The 18,932-nt window shown below is 62.9% G+C and carries 16 protein-coding genes and 1 pseudogene; 6 read left to right on the top strand and 11 right to left on the bottom strand.

Features of this window, described 5'->3' with window-relative positions; genetic code table 11:
• Positions 1 to 171: 171 nt before the first annotated feature.
• From N5A92_RS02955 to N5A92_RS02930, 6 genes and pseudogenes are all read right to left on the bottom strand, one after another.
• Positions 172 to 378, bottom strand: a pseudogene (locus tag N5A92_RS02955) (helix-turn-helix domain-containing protein); the annotation flags it as partial.
• A gap of 51 nt (positions 379 to 429) precedes the next feature.
• Positions 430 to 1,122: a GlxA family transcriptional regulator gene (locus N5A92_RS02950; protein ID WP_260900981.1), complete on the bottom strand. Its 693-nt coding sequence runs from the start codon at positions 1,120 to 1,122 to the stop codon at positions 430 to 432.
• A 365-nt stretch (positions 1,123 to 1,487) separates the two neighbouring features.
• On the bottom strand, positions 1,488 to 2,630 hold the full coding sequence (locus tag N5A92_RS02945; protein ID WP_260900347.1) for an iron-containing alcohol dehydrogenase: 1,143 nt from the start codon (positions 2,628 to 2,630) through the stop codon (positions 1,488 to 1,490).
• Positions 2,623 to 3,552 (bottom strand): dihydrodipicolinate synthase family protein, encoded by a 930-nt coding sequence (locus N5A92_RS02940; RefSeq protein WP_260900345.1) that lies wholly within the window; start codon positions 3,550 to 3,552, stop codon positions 2,623 to 2,625. The genes N5A92_RS02945 and N5A92_RS02940 overlap by 8 nt, the downstream gene beginning before the upstream one ends.
• The gene (pdxA, locus tag N5A92_RS02935; protein ID WP_260900344.1) at positions 3,549 to 4,499 is read right to left on the bottom strand and encodes a 4-hydroxythreonine-4-phosphate dehydrogenase PdxA; all 951 of its coding nucleotides are present in this window, start codon (positions 4,497 to 4,499) and stop codon (positions 3,549 to 3,551) included. Before pdxA ends, N5A92_RS02940 begins: the two co-directional genes overlap by 4 nt.
• Entirely contained in the window at positions 4,496 to 5,665 is a 1,170-nt protein-coding gene (locus tag N5A92_RS02930) for a sialidase family protein (RefSeq protein WP_260900343.1), read from the bottom strand. Before N5A92_RS02930 ends, pdxA begins: the two co-directional genes overlap by 4 nt.
• Before the next feature lie 298 nt (positions 5,666 to 5,963).
• Here N5A92_RS02930 and N5A92_RS02925 point away from each other — a divergent pair, with 298 nt between their 5' ends.
• From N5A92_RS02925 to N5A92_RS02900, 6 genes are all read left to right on the top strand, one after another.
• Positions 5,964 to 7,469, top strand: coding sequence for an ABC transporter substrate-binding protein (locus tag N5A92_RS02925; protein ID WP_260900342.1), 1,506 nt, complete (start codon positions 5,964 to 5,966; stop codon positions 7,467 to 7,469).
• 75 nt (positions 7,470 to 7,544) lie between these two features.
• Positions 7,545 to 8,459 (top strand): ABC transporter permease, encoded by a 915-nt coding sequence (locus tag N5A92_RS02920; protein WP_260900341.1) that lies wholly within the window; start codon positions 7,545 to 7,547, stop codon positions 8,457 to 8,459.
• A 14-nt stretch (positions 8,460 to 8,473) separates the two neighbouring features.
• Positions 8,474 to 9,397 carry an ABC transporter permease gene (locus N5A92_RS02915; RefSeq protein WP_260900340.1) on the top strand — a complete coding sequence of 308 codons (924 nt, stop codon included), beginning with the start codon at positions 8,474 to 8,476 and terminating at the stop codon, positions 9,395 to 9,397.
• Positions 9,390 to 11,009 carry an ABC transporter ATP-binding protein gene (locus N5A92_RS02910; RefSeq protein WP_260900339.1) on the top strand — a complete coding sequence of 540 codons (1,620 nt, stop codon included), beginning with the start codon at positions 9,390 to 9,392 and terminating at the stop codon, positions 11,007 to 11,009. Before N5A92_RS02915 ends, N5A92_RS02910 begins: the two co-directional genes overlap by 8 nt.
• Positions 11,006 to 12,016, top strand: coding sequence for a four-carbon acid sugar kinase family protein (locus tag N5A92_RS02905; RefSeq protein ID WP_260900338.1), 1,011 nt, complete (start codon positions 11,006 to 11,008; stop codon positions 12,014 to 12,016). The genes N5A92_RS02910 and N5A92_RS02905 overlap by 4 nt, the downstream gene beginning before the upstream one ends.
• A gap of 10 nt (positions 12,017 to 12,026) precedes the next feature.
• Positions 12,027 to 12,734 carry a FadR/GntR family transcriptional regulator gene (locus N5A92_RS02900; RefSeq protein ID WP_260900336.1) on the top strand — a complete coding sequence of 236 codons (708 nt, stop codon included), beginning with the start codon at positions 12,027 to 12,029 and terminating at the stop codon, positions 12,732 to 12,734.
• A gap of 159 nt (positions 12,735 to 12,893) precedes the next feature.
• Here the strand turns inward: N5A92_RS02900 and N5A92_RS02895 are convergent, their stop codons facing one another.
• The 5 genes from N5A92_RS02895 to N5A92_RS02875 are packed head-to-tail and all read right to left on the bottom strand — an operon-like array spanning position 12,894 to position 18,926.
• The gene (locus tag N5A92_RS02895; RefSeq protein ID WP_260900334.1) at positions 12,894 to 13,277 is read right to left on the bottom strand and encodes a hypothetical protein; all 384 of its coding nucleotides are present in this window, start codon (positions 13,275 to 13,277) and stop codon (positions 12,894 to 12,896) included.
• 1 nt (position 13,278) lies between these two features.
• Complete coding sequence (gene ctaD / locus N5A92_RS02890; protein ID WP_260900333.1) at positions 13,279 to 15,816, bottom strand: cytochrome c oxidase subunit I; 2,538 nt, start codon at positions 15,814 to 15,816, stop codon at positions 13,279 to 13,281.
• Positions 15,813 to 16,883 (bottom strand): sodium:calcium antiporter, encoded by a 1,071-nt coding sequence (locus N5A92_RS02885; protein WP_260900332.1) that lies wholly within the window; start codon positions 16,881 to 16,883, stop codon positions 15,813 to 15,815. Before N5A92_RS02885 ends, ctaD begins: the two co-directional genes overlap by 4 nt.
• Positions 16,876 to 17,877: a cytochrome c oxidase subunit II gene (locus tag N5A92_RS02880; RefSeq protein WP_260900331.1), complete on the bottom strand. Its 1,002-nt coding sequence runs from the start codon at positions 17,875 to 17,877 to the stop codon at positions 16,876 to 16,878. The genes N5A92_RS02885 and N5A92_RS02880 overlap by 8 nt, the downstream gene beginning before the upstream one ends.
• On the bottom strand, positions 17,874 to 18,926 hold the full coding sequence (locus N5A92_RS02875; protein WP_260900330.1) for a c-type cytochrome: 1,053 nt from the start codon (positions 18,924 to 18,926) through the stop codon (positions 17,874 to 17,876). The genes N5A92_RS02880 and N5A92_RS02875 overlap by 4 nt, the downstream gene beginning before the upstream one ends.
• Between the last annotated feature and the right edge of the window lie 6 nt (positions 18,927 to 18,932).

Here is an 18,932-nt window from a genome sequence, read left to right as displayed (position 1 = left end):
TAGGCTTCGGAGAAGCGCTGCGAATGTCAAGAAATGGCGGGACCGAGCCGGCCGAAGGATTCGGTTCTGCCGTACAGCCGCGGAGCGTCCTTCGTCGCGGTTGGGTGGAAATGCGTCATTGCCGGTGGACAGCCGAATGACGCAAGGCATCGATCTGCGGACATTGAACAGTCAGCGTAGGTGGCGGCTGTCGAACCTCTTTCGATAGTCGACAGGCCTCATGCCGACCGTGCGCTTGAACAGCCGTCGGAAGAATGACGCATCCTCGTAACCGATATCCCAACTGATGCGCTCGATCGGATCGGCGGGCCTCTCGAGCCGGTGCTTCGCCCGTTCGATCCTCAAGCCTTGCACATAGCCGATGGGCGAATGGCCGGTCGCTGCGAAATCGGCGCTTGAAGTTCCGCTCCGATAGCCCGGAACTCTCGATCATTCCCTCGACGGAGCCTGTTCGCGCCAGTTCTCCTGGAGCCATTTCTGGGCTGCCAGGACCGCCGCATCGCCATGGTCCTCTCCTCGAACGAGAAGAAGGGCGCCCTGACTGTCCGCATGCCATTGCAGCATGAAGTATTTCGCCACGGCGCGGGCGGTCGCCGGGCCGTTGAAGCGGGCGATCAGGTAGAGCGTCAGGTCGTGCCAGACCGTCGATGCGCCGGACATTACCAGACGGCCATCCGCTCCGCTCACGACCAGTTCCCTTTCAAGCCGCAGTCTGACCTTCGGAAACGTCTCCTTGAAATAGCGCTCCAGCGCCCAATGAGTCGTCGCTTCCTCGCCATCGAGCAGCCCCGTTTCCGCCAGAAGCAACGCACCGGAACAGGCCGAGCAGAGGATCGCGCCGCGATCGTGCATCAGGCGAAGCCAGCCCACCACCTCGCCATAGCGTGCTGTCGTCCATCGCGCGCCGTCCATAACCGATGCGGCTACGATGACGATGTCGGTGCGGTCGATCTCGTCGAGCGTGCGGTGCGCGTCGAGCGGCATGCGGCTCTTGCCGATCTCGATCCGGGGTGTCGCGGCAACGATCTCCGGCTCGAATGCGAGATCCCGCGAAACCGCGTCGCGGGCCTCGATGAGCGTGTCGAAGATGCCGGACAGGCACGACATGAAGGTGTCGGGCACCGCCAAGATGCTCACCTTTTCCAGACCCGCCGTTTTGAAGGGACATCTTTTCCACTTCGTCTGGTGCGCGCAGCCGCTACGGATTCGATCCCTTCTATGAGCTCCATGTGTGGGCCTGGCGCGAAAATTCGCACGGGACCTTTGCGGATTTCAACCCGGCGGTCGCCTGCGACGCTCAGCTGGCCGGCAAATGGGGGCGCGAGAGAAGACTTAAGAACAGCCGCTCCGGCACCGTTGCCACCGGACGAGCATCGTACGGATATCTTGCCGCAGCCATCCCATCGGTAGGGTGCGTAGTGCCGAGCCGTGTAAAAGAATCTTCATAATTCTCTTCCTGATGACCTTCGATTTGTGAGCCGGCGATATCAGGGCCGCGGGTGCAGCGCGGCGCTGTATATGGCGAGAATGTCCTCAACGTTCATGGCGCGCGGATTGTTGTCCATTAGGCGCCGAATGCCGTGGGCCTCCCGAGCCCAGTCCTGCAGATGGTCCTGCCGGGCTCCGTGGCCGGCAAGGTCCATCTCGAGCCCGAGGCTGCAGCAATATCTGTGGCTCTCATCGAGGATGGTGTCACCATCGGCGGAAAGCCCGAGCAATTCGGTGATCTCGCGGGTCTTTTCCCGGCAGGCGGACGCATTGAAGGCCAGCACATGGGGAAAAATGATCGCGTTGGCCAGTCCGTGTGGCAGCTTGAGGCGTGTGCCGAGCGGGTAGGCGAGGGCGTGGCCGGCGGCGGTGTTGACCGGTCCGAGGCAGATCCCGCCGTAATAAGAGGCGAGCATCATGCCGGCGCGGGCCTCCACATCTGAACCATCGGCAACGGCGCGCTTGAGATAGCGGCCAACCAGCTTGATGCCGAGCCGGGCATAGCCATCAATGAGCGGATGGGCCTTGATGTTTGTAAAGGCCTCCACGCAATGGGCGAGAGCGTCCACGCCGGTCGCGGCTGTCACGGGAGCGGGGACGGAATAGGTCAGCTCAGGGTCGAGCACGGCCATATCGGCCAGCATGTGTTCGCTTTCAACCGCAAGTTTGGCGAGGGTTGCAGGATTGGTCACGAGCGCGCGCGTGCCGGCTTCCGAGCCGGTACCCGAGGTGGTGGGGACCTGAACGAGGGCGGTCCGGCGGCTCTGGACCTTGCCGGGGCCGACCACTTCGGGAATGGTCTGTTCGCTGTCCCAGAGGACAGCCACCAGCTTCGCGACGTCCATGGCCGAGCCGCCGCCCAGGCCGATCACGAGATCGGGCTCGAAGGCGCGGGCCGCGTCGAGCACGGCCTCGACCGAAGGCAGGTCAGGCTCGGGGGGCAGGTCGATATAGGATTCAACGGCGCCCTTCAGCCCGATGCGTTCGACATAGGGCGCGGTGGGCGCCATGGCGACGACGAAGATGCGGCGGAAACGGTTGGAGAATTCCCCGAGGCGAGTGATTGCGCCGGCGCCGATCTCCAGTCTGGGCGGCTGGAGCAGGGTGATCGGTCGGGCCATCGAGAGAGCGGATTTAGCCATTGTCAGTCGCCTCGAGTTCAGCCATCTGCCGCCACACCACCTCGACCTCGTCTGGCGTGAGCGCAACGAGCGGCGGGCGTACGCGCGTCCAGCCCTCGTGGTTCCTGCGCCGGGCCAGCATGGCCTTGACGGTCGGCAGCTGCACATAAGCGTTGGAAAGAGTGCGCCAGGCGTCGATGCGCTGCTGAACGCGGTCCACCTCGCCTTCGAGCGCCGGGTCGAACCAGTTGTCGAAAACGAAGCGCAGATGGGAGGCGATGAGATTCGAGCTCGAGGTGATGCAGCCGGCGCCGCCTGAACGCAGCAGGGGCAGCATTAACGGGTCGGCCCCGGCGAGGACCGAGAAATTGTGGTATGCGCTGGCAAAGGACTGCATGCTGTCGAGCTTGCCCGAGCTGTCCTTGACGCCGATGACGATACCGGGAAAGCTCTCGAGCAGGCGCCCGACAAGGTCCAGGGAGAGCCCCACCTGGGCGATAGGGGGAATGTGATAAAGAACAATCCGCAGATCGTCGCTCCCCACGCCCTCGATCAGTTCGGAATAGAATTGGAACAGTCCCTCGTCGCTCACCCCTTTATAGTAGAAGGGGGGCAGCACCACACAGGCGGCGACGCCGCGGTCGACGGCGTGACGGGTAAGGGTGACACTGTCGGCGACGTTGTTCTGGGAGGTGCCCGGCATCAGGCGCTTAGGGTCGATGCCCGCCGCGATCACCTGGTCGAGCAGGTCCTGGCGCTGGGAGATGGAAAAGGAATTAGCCTCTCCGGTGGTTCCGAGCAGAGCGATGCCGTCGCAGCCTTCTTCGAGCAGGGCCTTGCAATGGTCGGCGAAGGTGGCGTGGTCGGGCTCGCCGTTCTGAAGAACCGGGGTGGCGGCGGCACAGAATACGCCGCTGATCGGCAGGGTGCGGGCGGGGTTCATTGTGCTCTCCGGGCAGCGAGTTTGCGGGCATAGGCGATGGCCGCGTTCATGTTGGTGTGGTTGGCCTTGCCAGTGCCGGCAATGTCGAAGGCCGTGCCATGGTCGACCGAGGTGCGGTCGATGGGCAGGCCGAGCGAGATGTTGACGGCAGTATCGAAGGCCACCAGCTTGATCGGGATGTGGCCCTGGTCGTGATATTGCGCGACCACCAGGTCGAAGGCGCCGTTATAGGCGCGGTGATAGACGGTGTCGGCGGAGATGGGACCGGCAACCTCGATGCCTTCGGCACGCGCCATCTCGATGGCTGGGACGATCTGCTCGTCGTCCTCGGTACCGAACAACCCGTTCTCGCCGCAATGGGGATTGATGCCGGCCACAGCGATGCGTGGCGTCTCGTAGCCGATGCGCTTGAGGTGGTCGTTGCCGGCGCGGATTGTAGCGAGAATCCGTTCGGGCGTGGCGCGGTCGATCGCGGTCTTGAGCGACACGTGGGTCGAGACGTGGATCACCTTGAGCCGGTCGGAGGCCAGGAGCATGAAGGCGGAACGCTGGCCGGTGAGTGCGGCCAGCATGCCAGTGTGGCCGTCATAATGGTGTCCGGCGAGGTTGAGCGCTTCCTTGTTGATCGGCGCCGTGACGATGCAGCCGATCTTGTTTCCCTGGGCGTCCGAGACGGCGCGAGCAATGAAGCGATAGGCCGCGTCGCCCGCGCGGGCGTCGAGCTTGCCCCAGGGGAGCACGCCGCCTTCGATCTCGATATTCTCGACCAGGGGGCCGAGATCGAGCGAGAGATTGGAGGCTTCCAGCGCCTTTTCCAGAGTATTGCGATGGCCGTAGATGCGGGTCCGGGCCCGGTCGGTTTCGCTCATTTCGGCTATGGCGCGGACGGTGATTTCCGGTCCGACGCCCGCGGGATCGCCCATTGTGATGCCGATGATGTCGCTCACGCCTCTTCTCCGTATATCCAGCCCTTGGGCAGCTGGACATATTTGATTGCACGCCGGAAGTAGGTGTAGGCGACATGGATGGCGCCATCATCTCCTTCGAGCAGGTAGGGATAGGATAGCTCCTTGTTGCGTCCGTCCTCCGAATTGTTGGAGAGGCACGTGCCGGGGCTGTCGTCGATGATGCGGCGCAGCGGGAAGGTGCGGCCCTCGTCGGTCGAAATACACAGGCTCAGCGGCGCGCGGGGGACACCCCAGATCGGCTTGCACCCGCCGCTGGCATCGGGGCGGTCGTCACCCTCCTCGATCTCGTCATAGAGCGAGGCGCGGCGGTCCGAGGAGGTGGCGGCAGAAGTGGGGTTGCACACCATGGCCAGGTGCCCGTCGGTGAGCCGGACGACGTTGATGGAGGAATTGTTGTTGGGAACGTCAGTGGGCTCGGGCGCCGACCACGTCACTCCGCCATCCTCGCTCACCGAGCGGTGGACGAAATCGGACTGGCGGCGGCGGTAGAAGGCGACCATCCGGTCACCGTCGAGCGGCACGATGGTCATGTGAACCGAGCCGATCGAGCCGGGAATCTCTTCGAGAGTCCAGGTCTGCCCATTGTCATGGCTGATGCCGACGGCGGCGGTGTCGTGGCTACCGGTCCAGCGCTGGCCGGGGCGGGAGACGCAGCGGAAGATCGGCATCATCCACGCCCCGTCCTTGCGGCGGACGAAGCGCCCGCGGATGAAACAGCCGTGCGGCAGGTCAAGGATGCGCGGTTCGCCCCCGCCGATACGTCCACTGGTCAGGGTGATCTCGCGGGCGCGCAGCAGGCATTCGTCCTGGTTGCCCGCCGGCTGGGCGGTGTGGAAGAGCTGCCAGCCCAGCCCGTTATGAGCGAGGAGGGGATTCTGCTCGGAGCGTTCAGGATCGTCCGAAAGGCGCACCGGCGCGCTCCAGGCCTCGGCGCCCGGGGCGAGTGTGGACCCGAAAATGGAAATGTCGGACTTGCCTTCCAGCGTGCCGCCGAACCACAGGCTCACCAGGGTGCCATCCTCCAGCCGCTCGATGAAGGCGGCGTGGTTCTGGACCATGGGGGAGGGGAGGAAGGCTTCGAGCCTTCCGGACGGCCCCTGGGTGAGCTGCCCCGTCATGGCGGCGGCGATGTCCTTGGGAGACATGGGTCCTCCTTCGCGTCTTGGCTGCAATACCTCCACGCGAACTGGAATGTTGTCAAGTTATTACGTGTCTATAATTTGTAAGATTTCCTTGCAAACTAAGTAAATTATAAATAAAAACAATCTGTTATGGTTGCAGCGCGAGCGATAAGCCTTGCGCCGTTCATTTAGATTTGACAAATTTGGCGCGGGCATGGATAGTGGCGCCGGCTCTGGAACCAAGAGAGGGGCCGTTTCCCATGCCGCTGGGCGTCCGGCAGCGCCGCTCAGCCGCTTGACGAGGCTGCCAAGGGAGGATGCATTGACCCTCAGATACCTGATTGCAGGCGCACTCTTTGCGTCGGCGGCGGTAACGCCGGTGCTGGCGCAGGACAATACCGACATTACCGTGGTGCTCAGCGAGGAGCTTGACCTCGTCGACCCCTGCATGGCTACGCGTTCCAATATCGGGCGCGTCATCATGCAGAATGTGAGCGAAACGCTGACCGAGCTGGACGTGCGGGGCGATGAAGGCCTGATGCCGCGGCTCGCCGAGAGCTGGGAAGATCTTGGCGACGGCGTGTGGCGCTTCCATCTGCGGCCCAACGTCACCTTCTCGGATGGCTCCGCGTTCGACGCGGCAGACGTCCAGCACACCTTCGACCGCGTCTTCAGTGAGGACGTCACCTGCGAGAGCGCGCGCTATTTCGCCGATACGGAGCTGAGCTTCGAGGTCGTCGACGATTTAACTATCGACATCACCTCCGAGCCGGCGCAGCCCATCCTGCCGCTGCTCATGACGCTCGTGACCATCGTGCCTTCTGAAACGCCGATGGAATTTGTGCGCGAGCCGATCGGCACCGGACCCTATGTGCTCTCGGAATGGCAGGCCGGGCAGCATATCCAGCTCGACCGGCGCGACGATTATTGGGGCGAGCAGCCCGAGGTGAGCTCGGCCCGCTACGTATTCCGCAGCGAGGCTGCGGTGCGCGCGGCGATGGTTGAGACCGGGGAAGCCGATATCGCTCCGCAGATCACCGAGCTCGAAGCGACCAACCCGGCGACCGACTTCAGCTATCCGAACTCCGAGACGGTCTATCTGCGCATCGACAGCGCCGATGCGCCGACCGACGACATCCGCGTGCGCCAGGCGCTCAACCACGCCATCGACCGCGAGGCGTTCATCGGCACGCTGCTCTCGGAGGGCACCGAGCTTGCCGTCACCATCGTCCCGCCCACCACCCTGGGCTGGAACGGCGGTCTCGAGCCGCCCGCCTATGATCCGGACCTGGCCCGCCAATTGCTCGAGAAGGCCGCGGCCGACGGCGTCGATGTGAACCTGCCCATCGAGATCATCGCGCGCACCGGGAACTTCCCCAACGTGACGGAAGTGGCCGAGGCGCTGACCCAGATGCTCAGCGAAGTTGGGTTCAACGCCAGCTTGCGCATGGTGGAAGTGGCAGAGCATGAGCAGTACTACTCCAAGCCCTATCCGGAAAGCGAAGGCACGCGCCTGATTCTTGCCCAACACGACAACAGCCGTGGTGACCCGGTGTTCTCGATGTTCTTCAAGTATCACAGCGAGGGCACGCAGTCGGGCATTTCCGACCCACATGTGGACGATCTGATCGAGCGGGCGACCGCCGCGACCGGCGACGAGCGCGCGGCGTTGTGGTCGGAGCTGTTCGCCTATATCCACGAGGAGGTTGTAGCCGACGTGCTGCTGTTCCACATGGTCGGTCACAGCCGGGTCAGCGAACGGCTCGATTTCCGGCCCACCATCGCGACCAATTCGCAACTGCAACTTTCCGAAATTGGCTTCAAGTAAGCTCTGGCCAATCGTGGAACAGGCGGCGCCGGTTGGGCCGGCGGCGCCCCTTCTGAAACGCACCGGTGGACCCCAATGATCGGATTGATCGGACAGAGGGCGATTGCGAGCCTTGCCTCGCTCGTTGTCCTGATGGTGATGGTCTTCTTCCTCTCGCGGCTGACGGGCGACCCCGCGGCACTGTTCCTGCCGATCGATGCGACCGAGGAAATGAAGCAGCAGTTTCGCACGCTGCACGGTCTTGACCGCCCGGTCCTCGAGCAGTTCGTCATGTATGTTTGGGATGTGCTGCGGCTCGATTTCGGGGAATCCCTGAGGCGGGCGCGGCCAGCGATCGACGTGGTGCTGGAAGCCTATGCCTGGACGCTGCCCCTGGCGCTTATCACTATGGCCCTTGTCGTCGTCGCAGCCATCGTTCTTGGCGCCATCGCGGCGTTCAATGTGGGCGGCATCATCGATCGCGGCATTTCCGTGGTATCGCTGATCGGGGCCTCGGCGCCCGACTTTTGGATCGCCATCGTCGCCATTGTGCTCTTTGCTATCAATCTGGGCTGGCTGCCCACCTCGGGGGTTGGGACCCCCTGGCACTGGATCATGCCGGTGGCGGTGCTGTTCATCCGCCCGTTCGGGCTGATCGTGCAGGTGGTGCGCGGTTCCATGCTTTCGGCGCTCGCCGCCCCATACGTCAAGACGGCGCGGGCAAAGGGGGTAAAGAACCGCCCCATCATCTTCGTCCATACGCTGCGCAACGCCATGCTGCCGGTCATAACCGTGATCGGCGACCAGGCCGCGGCCCTGCTCAATGGCGCGGTGATCGTCGAGACAATCTTCGGCTTTCCGGGCATCGGCAAGCTGATGATCGATTCCATCCTGCAGCGCGACTTCAACGTGGTCATGGCCGCCATTCTGGTCACGGCCGTCGCCATCTTCATCATGAATATCCTGATCGATATTGCCTATTCGATCCTCGATCCGCGCATCCGGCAGTAAGGGGGCGGGTGAAGATGACCGACATCTCGCAGACAAACGCTTCTCCCGCCGAACTCCGTGGCGCTCCGGCGCTGCTGGCCATGCTCTGGCGCGACAAGTTCGCCTTCGTCTCGGCGGTGGTGCTGCTCATAATCATCATCTGCGCCCTCATTGGGCCGGTGTTCCTGGGCGATCTGGCGGCTAGCCAGAACCTGAGGGGACGCAACAGCCCGCCGTTCGATCTGTCGCGCGGTTGGGCCTTCGTGCTTGGCGGGGATTCACTGGGCCGTCCCGTGCTGGCCCGGCTGATTGTGGCGGCGCAGAGCACGATGATGGTCGCCGCTGGTGCTGTTTTCTCGGCCATGACTGTGGGCGCGCTGTTCGGGCTGGTGGCCGGCTATATGGGCAAGAATGTCTCGCAGCTCGTCATGCGACTTGCCGACGTCATCATGTCCTTTCCCTCGCTGCTGCTGGCCGTAGTGGTGCTTTATCTTCTGGGGCCGTCGGTCCCCAACATGATCCTGGTGCTGGCCATCACCCGCATCCCGATCTATCTGCGCACCACGCGCGCCGAGGTGCTCGAAGTGCGCGAGCGCATGTTCGTGCAGGCGGCGGTGGTGATGGGCGCCTCACACTGGCGCATTATCTTCCGTCACATCCTGCCGATCATCGCGCCGACGCTGGTGACCATCGCGACGCTGGACTTCGCTTTCGTAATGCTGGCCGAATCCTCGCTCTCGTTCCTGGGTATCGGCATCCAGCCGCCGAACATCACCTGGGGCCTGATGGTCAGCCAGGGAAGGCCCTATCTGAACACGGCGTGGTGGCTGGCCTTCTGGCCGGGGCTGATGATCGTCATCACCGCCCTCTCGCTCAATCTTCTTTCCAACTGGATGCGCGTCGCGCTCGACCCTGCGCAACGCTGGCGCCTCGAAAGCCGGAAGACTGGACATGACTGAAGCCCTGCTCACCGTCCGCAATCTCTCGGTGGACTTTCATACGGCGCGCGGTACCGTCCATGCAGTGCGCAACGCCAGCTGGTCGGTCAACAGGGGCGAGACGCTCGCAATCCTTGGAGAGAGCGGGTCGGGTAAATCCGTCTCGGCTTCGGCCGTGATGAACCTGCTCGACATTCCGCCCGCCGAGGTGGTGAGCGGGGAGATCCTGTTCGAGGGCAAGGACCTGCTCAAGGTCAGCTATGAGGAGCACCGCGCGCTCAACGGCAAGCGGATCGCGATGATCTTCCAGGATCCGCTGGGCCATCTCAATCCGGTCTATACGGTGGGCTGGCAGATCGTCGAGATGATGACGGCGCATGGGCGGCCAGCCAACAAGGCGCGGGCCCGGGCGCTCGAACTGGTGACCCGGGTGGGCATACCCGACCCCGAAAAGGCGCTGAAGAAATATCCGCACGAGTTCTCGGGTGGCCAGCGCCAGCGGCTTATGATCGCCATGGCGCTGATGCTCAAGCCCGACATCCTGATTGCCGACGAGCCGACCACCGCGCTTGACGTCACCATCCAGGCCGAGGTGCTGGCGCTGCTGAAGGAACTGCAGGCTGAAACCGGTATGGGACTGGTTCTCATAACCCACGATCTGGGTGTGGTCGCCGAGATCGCCGACCGCGTGGTGGTAATGAGCCAGGGCGAGATCGTCGAAGAAGGCTCGGTGCGCGAGGTCTATCACCATCCCCGCCACCCCTATACGCGCAAGCTGATCGGCGCGGCTCCGGGCAAAGGGGAGATCAAGCAGCCTGCCACAGATGCACCGGCGCTGCTCGAGGTCAGAGAGCTCGCCAAGTCCTATGGCAAGTTCACTGCGCTCAAGGATGCCTCGTTCACCCTGTCGCGCGGCCAGAGCCTTGCTGTCGTGGGCGAAAGCGGGTCGGGCAAATCGACCCTAGCGCGGACCATTCTGCGGCTCGAGAAGGCCGATAGCGGCAAGGCGCTGTGGAAGGGCAAGGATCTGATCACCATGTCGCCGCGAGAATTGCTAAGCGTGCGGCGGGAAATCCAGATGGTGTTCCAGGACCCCACGCAATCGCTCAATCCACGCATGTCGGTCTATCAGCTCATTTCCGAGGGCTGGGACATCCATCGGCTGATGCCGGACCGCAAGGCGCGGCGCCGGCGGGTGGACGAGCTGCTCGAACAGGTGGGCCTTTTGCCTGAGCATGCCGAGCGCTATCCGCACCAGTTCTCGGGCGGCCAGCGTCAGCGCATCGCCATTGCCCGCGCGCTGGCGCTCGAGCCGGAACTCATCATCTGCGACGAGGCAGTTTCCGCGCTTGACGTTTCGGTGCAGGCGCAGGTCATGGCGCTGCTCGACGGGCTAAGGAAAAAGTTCGGCATTTCATACCTGTTCATCGCCCACGATCTGGGCGTGGTGCGCGATTTCGCCGACATGGTGCTGGTCATGAAGTCAGGCGAGATCGTTGAGGGCGGCCCGACCGAAAAGGTCTTCAACGCGCCCGAGCACCCCTATACGCGGAGGCTGTTGGCCGCCAATCTCGATCCTGACCCCGACGTCCAGGCCCAGAGGCGGCAGATGGCAGCCACAGCGCCATCATGACCGGGCTGGCGATCATCGCGGACGATCTGTCGGGCGCGCTCGATTCGGCCGCGCCATTCGCCGTGCAGGGCCACCACACCGTCGTCGCCCTTTCCCCCGAGGCCTTGGAGAAGGCACTCGAGACCGGCGCGGAGGTGGTCGCGGTCTCGACTGACAGCCGGGAGATCGGGCCGGAGACGGCACGCGAGCGGGTGGCGCGTACGCTGGCATATATCCCCGCCGGTACCAAGCTCTTCAAGAAAATTGACTCGCGCCTCAAGGGTAATCTCGTGGCCGAGCTCGACGCCCTGTCCTATGAGAAAGCCCTCGTTATACCTGCCATTCCGGCCTTCGGACGCTGGATGCGCGATGGGAAGCTCGGCGGGTTCGGGGTGGATACGCCCATCGACATCGCCGATCGGCTCGGGCCACATGCTGGTCGCGCAGAGATTCCCGATGCTGGGACGCAGGACGATATTTGCGCCGCTTTGGCGAGAGGTGTTTACGACCTTTTGATCGGGGCGCGGGCACTGGCCGAGGCGCAGGCCGAAAGCATGGGGCGGGGGGCGCGCACTATCGAGACGGGTTCGCATCGCGGCCCGGTTATCCTCGTCATTGGATCGACCGATCCGATCACGCTCGAACAGGTCGATCGCTTGCGGCAACGCTATCCGGCGGCGGTCTATATCCCGGCGCCCAATGGCGTATTGCCAGAGGTCCGGGCGAAGGGTGGCATCACCATTGTTCAGGCAGTGCCCGGTGCGGAACGGGCCGACGCGACTGCGGTGGCTAGCGCGCTGGCGGCGCTCGATCCGCCACAGGGTGCGCTGCTGATCGTTTCGGGTGGGGCGACAGCACAGACTGTCCTCGGCCAAATCGGCATCGTAATCGTTGAAGTTGTTGGCGAAGTTCTGCCAGGGATGCCCCTTGCCGATGCCGGCCGCCTGAAGTTAATCACAAAGTCGGGAGGATTCGGCGCGCCGGATGCATTTGTGAAAGTCCTGGAGCGTCTGGGGGTGGAACGGTGACGGGTGGAATATGACCATGTTGAACGGGCTGAATGTTCGGCGCAGTCTTTCGGATACGGTATTCGAGCGCATCCAGAAGGCGATCAAGTCGGGGGCCTACGGCGTTGATGAGCGCCTGCCGACCGAGCACGCCTTGGCCGCTGAGTTCCAGGTCTCCCGGCCGGTGATCCGCGATGCATTGCAGCGGCTGCGCGACCAGGGGCTCATCTATTCCCGGCGCGGGTCGGGCAGTTTCGTGCGCGAGCAGGGCATCCGCGAGCCGCTGGGCTTCGGACAGATGGAGAACCTTTCCGACCTGCAGCATTGCTACGATTTCCGGCTGACCATTGAGCCGAAAGCTGCGGCGTTAGCGGCGGAGCGCAGGTCCGAGGAGGCGCTGCAGAAGATCAGGACCGCCCTGAGCCTGCTGCGTGATGCAACCAACCGGCAGTTGCACCGCTCCGATGCCGATTTCATGTTCCACCTCTCAATTGCGCAGGCTTCGGCAAATCCCTATTTCGCGACAGCCATGCAGGCGCTCGAAGACCACATTGCCGTCGGCATGAAGCTTCATGGCCTTTCGCTCAAGAGCACAGCCGATGGTCTCGAACACGTGTTCGTCGAACACACGGCTGTCTATCAATCCATTCTAGACCGGGACGCCGCCCGCGCGGGCGAGCTGATGCGCGCCCATCTACAGGGGTCGCGCGATCGCCTGTTCGCGCCGCGCTCCCGATGATCCGAGCATCCGCTTTTGGGGAATATTGAGAACTGGGACGCGCGGGAGTTCTCCCGCCGGGAGCAGATCGAGTTCGCCGTGCTCGAGGTCAGCGGCAACATCAGCGTAATCCCGAGACAGTAGCGGCCAGTCCTGCGATATCACGAGAACGGACGGGCGTCAGCGGCCCGCAACACAAGCGGCCACCAGACCGACTGTCGCCCCGCCCCATAGGACGGCCGGCAGTGACAGGACTACGAGGAGCCGCGCCATACTGTCGGTCGCGCGATCACGTGCGGGCAATGCCGGCTGGCCGAGCGCGCGCGCGCACCGATCCTGCCATATGAGAAAACCGGTCAATGCCACTAAGGCCAGGGCCGTGACGACGATGACGATCGCGTCGGCAAGCTCCGGACTGCTGCCGCGCACGCATGCCAACGTATGTCCGCCATATGCAACCGTCAGCTGCCCTGCCCAGAGCAGCGGGCCGAATAACAGGTAGAAGATGGTCCCCGTGGTCGAAGGCTTCGGCCCGAGCGGAAAGAAATCGTCATGCCTGTTCATGTCATCCGGCCACTCTCGGAAACCCATGGATCAGAAGCAGCCCTACGAGAAGCTGGGCCGCGACGTAGTAATAAAGGACGGCTAAATTGTCGAAACTTACCCGGCGTACGTGGTCGAGCTTCCCCGTAAGCAGACGAGCGATTGCAAAGCCACTCATAATAAAAAGGGTGAAGGCGAGTTGCCCGTTGAGTGCGCTCTGCATATAGACCATGGCGCCATAGGCGCTTTCCGTTGGCCGCAGCCCGCTTTGCCAATGGCCCAGCATTTCCAGGGCCACGGCGGCGATGAGGCCCAGTGAGCCGGTAGCGATGAGCAATAGCGGCGTGGCGCGGCGCGTGCCCGGATCGGGCAGAAGACGGCCTGCGGCGCGCATCGTAGCCGAGCCGGCAATGGCAAGCAGGGCAATCGTCACCGGCCAAACAGCAGATGGCAGATCGGGCGAGCCGTGGCCCGCCCAGACCTGCGGTGAAACCACCCAGAGGTAGAGATAGGAGAAGACATAGGCGACGTAGAGGGAGCCGGCGACGAAGATCAGCACGACCATCGCCCACCAGGAATGCGACGAGGGTCCGCTCTCATAAGTCGGCAGCCTGATACCCGCGCCGATCTCTACCGCACCTTTGGAGGGACCGGGATCAAGCCCCCAGGCCCAGACGAGGCAGGCGGCTATGGCGATGACGCCGCATATTAAAGCCGGCACGACCAGCTTGACCGTCAGCAGCAGAAAGAATGCAGCCGTGAAGACTGCCGCGATCAGGTGCTCCCAGCCCGGACCTGGCATACGAATGATATATTGCGGTTTTGCCTCGATCGCCGATGTGACGATGGTCTCGCGGCCGCCGGTCGGTGCATTCGGAAGGAAGTGGTGTCCGCCGCGCACCTCCTGGGGCAGTGTGGGGTCATCCCATAAAGGCTCTCTGCTGGTGACGAAGGGAATGCTACGAGTGGAATAGACATCATTGGGCAGCCACTCCAGCGTTCCTGCCCCCCACGGATTTTGCGGCGCGTTGGCAGGTCGCAGGTGGCTGCGGATGAGGTCGACCACGAAGATGGCAACGCCCGCAGCAAAGACGTAGGCGCCGACGGTTGAAATCATGTTGAGCGCATCCCAGCCCAGGCCTTCTGGGTAGGTCCAGACGCGTCTCGGCATGCCGCGTAGGCCGGTGATGTGCATGGGGAAGAATGCGATGTTGAAGCCGCCGAACATCAGCCAGAACACCCATCGTCCAACCCGTTCGGAAAGCAGCCTGCCAGTTGCTAGCGGCATCCAGTAATAGAAAGTGGCGATGAGCGGAAAGACCATTCCGCCAATCAGCACATAATGGAAGTGAGCGACGACGAAATAGGTGTCGTGCACCTGGTAGTCGACAGGCACCAGCGCAACCATCACACCCGTCAGGCCGCCGATGGTGAAGACAACGAGAAAGCCGATGACGAACAGCGACGGCGTGGTGATACGGAAGCCGCCTCTGCTGGCCGCCATGGTGGCGATCCACGAAAACACCTGGATGCCGGACGGAATGGCGACCGCCATGCTCGCCGCGGAGAAGAAGGCGAGGCTCAGGGACGGAATGCCCGTGGTGAACATGTGGTGCACCCACAGTCCGAAAGAGAAGAAGCCGGTGCCGATCAGCGCCACCACGATCAGCCGGTAGCCGATCAGCGGCCGGCGCGCCATGGTCGGAACGATCATCGATACAAGACCAGCGGCCGGCAGGAAGATGATGTAGACCTCCGGGTGGCCGAAGAACCAGAACAGATGCTGCCACAGAAGAGGGTCTCCGCCCTTGGTGGCGGTGAAGAACGGCCAGCCGAAGGAACGCTCGATCTCGAGCAGCATCGTTCCCAGGATAACCGCCGGAAAGGCGAACATGATCATCGCCGCAAAAATCAGCATCGACCATGCAAAGATCGGCATTTTGGTCAGCGACATGCCGGGCGGGCGCGTCCGCAGCGTTCCGACGACGATCTCGATGGCGCCGGCAATCGCCGAGATCTCTATGAAACCGATGCCGAGCAGCCAGAAATCCGCGTTGTCGCCGGGCGAGAATTCCTTCAGCGTCAGCGGCGTGTACATGAACCAACCGCCCTTGGGCGCAAGATCGTAGAAGACGGTCGAGAAGAAGACGAGCCCACCCACGACATACGCCCAGATCGCAAAGGCGCTCAGGCGTGGGAAAGGGAGGTCGCGCGCCGCCAGCATCTGCGGCAGGAGCATGACCCCCAGCGCCTCCACCGCCGGCACGGCGAAGAGGAACATCATTGTCGTGCCGTGGACCGTGAAGATCTGGTTGTAGAGATCCTGGCTCAGGAAATCGTTATCCGGCACAGCCAGCTGCGTGCGCATCAGGAGCGCCAGAACGCCCGCCAGAAGGAAAAAGAGGAAGGCGGCGCCGATATAGAGCAGGCCGATAACCGTATTGTTGACGGCGGTCACGATCCTGAAACCTTTGGGCACTGCCCAGATGCGCAGGAGCTCATCCACCTCCTGTTCGGAGCGGGTTTCCGGATTGGGAAGGCTGCGGCGGAAATCGCTCATGAGCCGCTGCTCCGCAGTGTGTAGAGCAGAATCACACCGCCGGCATAGACGCAAAGCACCAGCATGGAATCGTAGCCCATCCGCAGGATCGACTTGTCCCGCCGTTCCGCAAGCCCGGCCTGAAACAGGGCCGTCAGAATTACGGCGAGGAGTGCTCCGAACACCGGAAACGGGCCCAGCCGCCCCATCACCGGTCCTCCAGTGTCGAGCAGATCGACCAGGAAAAGCAACGCCACATTTATAAGGTTCGTGCCGAGGATATCCGAAATCGCCATGGTGAATAGCTGGCGCCTGGCGGCGGAGATCGCTGTACTTAATTCCGGCAGAGACGTTGCAATGGCTACAAGGACGAAGCCGACGAAGCTCGATCCCAATCCGGTTTTCTGGGCGATCGCCTCGCCGGATTTGGCGACGACATAACCGGCGATCAGAATCACCGCGGCGACGATTGCAGTTTTGACCAGCAGGCTCCGCAGCGAATGATCGTCCTCCATTTTTGCGGCAGACTGCTTTTCCTTCTGATCAGTCAGCCTTTCCACCACACGGCCACCTTCGGCGGCAAGCCACGGTCGGCGCCCCTCGGCGCGCGACAGGACCCGTACGCAGGCGAGGTAGCCGAACAGCGCTCCCCAGCCCCACAGGCCGACTCCGAAAACGTTGACGTCGCCAACCACCATTGCGGCCGCAGCCGCCGAGATGAGGATTACGTTGAGACTGCCCTGAAGGATGACGGTAGCCTCGGGGACGACCGCGGTGAGCGCCTTCCTGCCAATGACGAAATCGATGATCGCCAGCAGCGTAACCTGCAGCGCAATGCTCCCGAACAGATTGTTGACAGCAAGTTCCGCATTGCCTGCGACAGAGGCGGTTGCCGTTACGCCGATCTCGGGGAGCGATGTCACGCCTGCAAGCAGGACAATGCCGATCATGGCTTGCCCGATGCCGGTGACATTGCTGATCATGTTCGCATACTGTGTCAACCTGCTGCCGGCAAACCAGACGAACGCTGCAGCCGTCGCGAAAAAGATCAGGTTCAGTGGCAATGCCAGTTGAGTGAAGTCAATCACCTAGATCGAGCCCCTCCAGATAGACCGAGATCGCCTCAACTTCCTCGGGTTTGAGATACTGGTAGACCGGCATGAGATTGTCGGGCTTGATGTGCTGATTGTTCGTGATCCAGCGCGAAAAGGCTTGGGCATCGTTGGGCAAAGTGGCCGCGGCAAGCGAATGGCGCGAGCCCACATGAGTAAGATCAGGGCCAATTGTGCCTGTGGCCTCGGTCCCGCGAATGGTGTGGCAGCCTCCGCAACCGTTCTCTTGGAAAAGCTGGCTGCCGCGTCGCGCCGCTGTGTTTTGCGGATCGCTTGCAGGCCCGGCCTCTGCCTCCAACCAGGCATCGAAGTCCTGAGCGGGCATCGCCACCACATAGAACGACATGAGCGCGTGCGCGCCGCCGCAATACTCGGCGCATTGACCACGGCTGATGCTGGGCTCGATCGCCTCCACGGTCAGGGTGTTGGTGCGGCCAGGGATCATGTCCAGCTTACCGGCGAGCTTGGGCGCCCAGAAGCTGTGGATCACGTTGTCGCTCTCAAGCCGCAACGTGACCGGGCGCCCAACCGGCAGGCGCAGTTCGTTGGCGCTGACCACGCGTTCGCCATCGGTCGAGGTGTAGACGACCTGCCACCACCAGCGCTTGCCGACAATGGTGATGCCGGGCCCTTCGGCACGGGCTGCCCGCGAGGCACCCGCGTCCATGGTTACGAGCCCGTAGACGAGCAGGCAGGTGAGGAGCACCACTGGCAGGATGATGCCTCCGCCGAAAATCAGCCATTCGTGGGCCAGCCGGTGCCGCCAGCTCCGCGGACCCCACATGGCGACGATGATCAACGCCAGCACCAACAGCGTTATTGCTGCGCTGAACCCGGTTGAAGCGAGCAATAATCCGTGCAGTTCAACCGCTTCGCGACCTTCCGGCTGCAAGGCCGACTGTATGCCCGAACATCCGGTGATGACGAGCAAGGGTACATGGACAGCCGCGATACGCCCCGGTTTCATCATCGACCCATCCTCGACGAAGCGGTCTCGCGAACGGGCCTATCGGCAGCCGCGAAATATGTGGCCACATCCTCCATCTGCTCCGGTGTAAGACGTTGGGCGACCGTCGACATGATTGCGGCAAAGCCGCTCTCGCTACGCACGCCGGATTGGAAGAGGCGCAATTGGCCGAGAATATATTGCCGAGACAATCCGCCCAGCCGAGGAAAGCGGTCGGACCCGCTGCTGCCGTGGCACGAAAGGCAAGGCGGCAGATGGGCGTCGGGCTGTCCCGAAACGGCAATCCTGCGGCCGCGCTCGATGCCATTTTGCGCCGTTCCTGCAATATCTTTCGGCACCTTCTGAGCGGAAAAATGGGCTGCAAGACGCTCTATCGCCTGGTCATCGAGCGCCGCGGCGATGGGTTCCATCATCCCGCTCTGGCGCCGGTCGGCGCGATAATCGAACAGCGATCGCCGCAGGTATGCCGCAGTCTGTCCGGAAAGGGACGGCACCTTATCCGACACGGGCAGCCGCTGCCCGTCACCATGGCAGGCCACGCAAAGCGAAGCGCGATCGGCGGGTGTAGTCTCGTCGGCAGTGGGCGACGCCAAACCGCCGATCGTGTCAGCGTAGACCTCTTCGCTCGGCAGGTACTGTAGGAAGGCCACCAGAGGCCAAATTTCATCTTGTCTGTGCAATCCAGCCCAAGCGGGCATGCCGGTGAATTTCACTCCGTTCTGAATAATCCAGCCCAGCTCCGCAGCATCCCATTTGGAAGCCGCATGGCTGAGATCCGGCGGCGCGGGATACATCTCCTGCATGATCGGGTTTCCATCGCCGCTGGGCATTCCGTGGCAGGGAGCGCAGCCAAGTTGGAAATGCCGTGCACCAAGTCGGATGAGGTTCTCATCATCGAGATTGTTAGGCGCATCGCCGGTACTGTGCGTGGAGATCGACCGGTTCAGCGCGAACTGGATGGCGCGTTCCACGACCACATAATGCCTTTTCAGCGCCGAAACGTTGTAGAAGCCGGAAGCGGCAAACATGAAAGCACCGACGACCGTGGCCAATATGAA

The sequence above is a fragment of the Chelativorans salis genome, assembly GCF_025336525.1.
GTDB classification, from domain to species: Bacteria; Pseudomonadota; Alphaproteobacteria; order Rhizobiales; family Rhizobiaceae; genus Chelativorans; species Chelativorans salis.
The sequence above is the reverse complement of the archived record's forward strand: the minus strand, read 5'-3'. Positions and strand labels throughout refer to the sequence as shown.

What these genes read in the sequence shown, in the direction of transcription:
- N5A92_RS02945 (WP_260900347.1), bottom strand. Translation starts at nt 2,630, where the DNA reads ATGGCTAAATCCGCTCTCTCGATGGCCCGACCGATCACCCTGCTCCAG.
- N5A92_RS02940 (WP_260900345.1), bottom strand. Translation starts at nt 3,552, where the DNA reads ATGAACCCCGCCCGCACCCTGCCGATCAGCGGCGTATTCTGTGCCGCC.
- N5A92_RS02930 (WP_260900343.1), bottom strand. Translation starts at nt 5,665, where the DNA reads ATGTCTCCCAAGGACATCGCCGCCGCCATGACGGGGCAGCTCACCCAG.
- N5A92_RS02920 (WP_260900341.1), top strand. Translation starts at nt 7,545, where the DNA reads ATGATCGGATTGATCGGACAGAGGGCGATTGCGAGCCTTGCCTCGCTC.
- N5A92_RS02915 (WP_260900340.1), top strand. Translation starts at nt 8,474, where the DNA reads ATGACCGACATCTCGCAGACAAACGCTTCTCCCGCCGAACTCCGTGGC.
- N5A92_RS02910 (WP_260900339.1), top strand. Translation starts at nt 9,390, where the DNA reads ATGACTGAAGCCCTGCTCACCGTCCGCAATCTCTCGGTGGACTTTCAT.
- N5A92_RS02905 (WP_260900338.1), top strand. Translation starts at nt 11,006, where the DNA reads ATGACCGGGCTGGCGATCATCGCGGACGATCTGTCGGGCGCGCTCGAT.
- N5A92_RS02900 (WP_260900336.1), top strand. Translation starts at nt 12,027, where the DNA reads ATGACCATGTTGAACGGGCTGAATGTTCGGCGCAGTCTTTCGGATACG.
- N5A92_RS02895 (WP_260900334.1), bottom strand. Translation starts at nt 13,277, where the DNA reads ATGAACAGGCATGACGATTTCTTTCCGCTCGGGCCGAAGCCTTCGACC.
- ctaD (WP_260900333.1), bottom strand. Translation starts at nt 15,816, where the DNA reads ATGAGCGATTTCCGCCGCAGCCTTCCCAATCCGGAAACCCGCTCCGAA.
- N5A92_RS02880 (WP_260900331.1), bottom strand. Translation starts at nt 17,877, where the DNA reads ATGATGAAACCGGGGCGTATCGCGGCTGTCCATGTACCCTTGCTCGTC.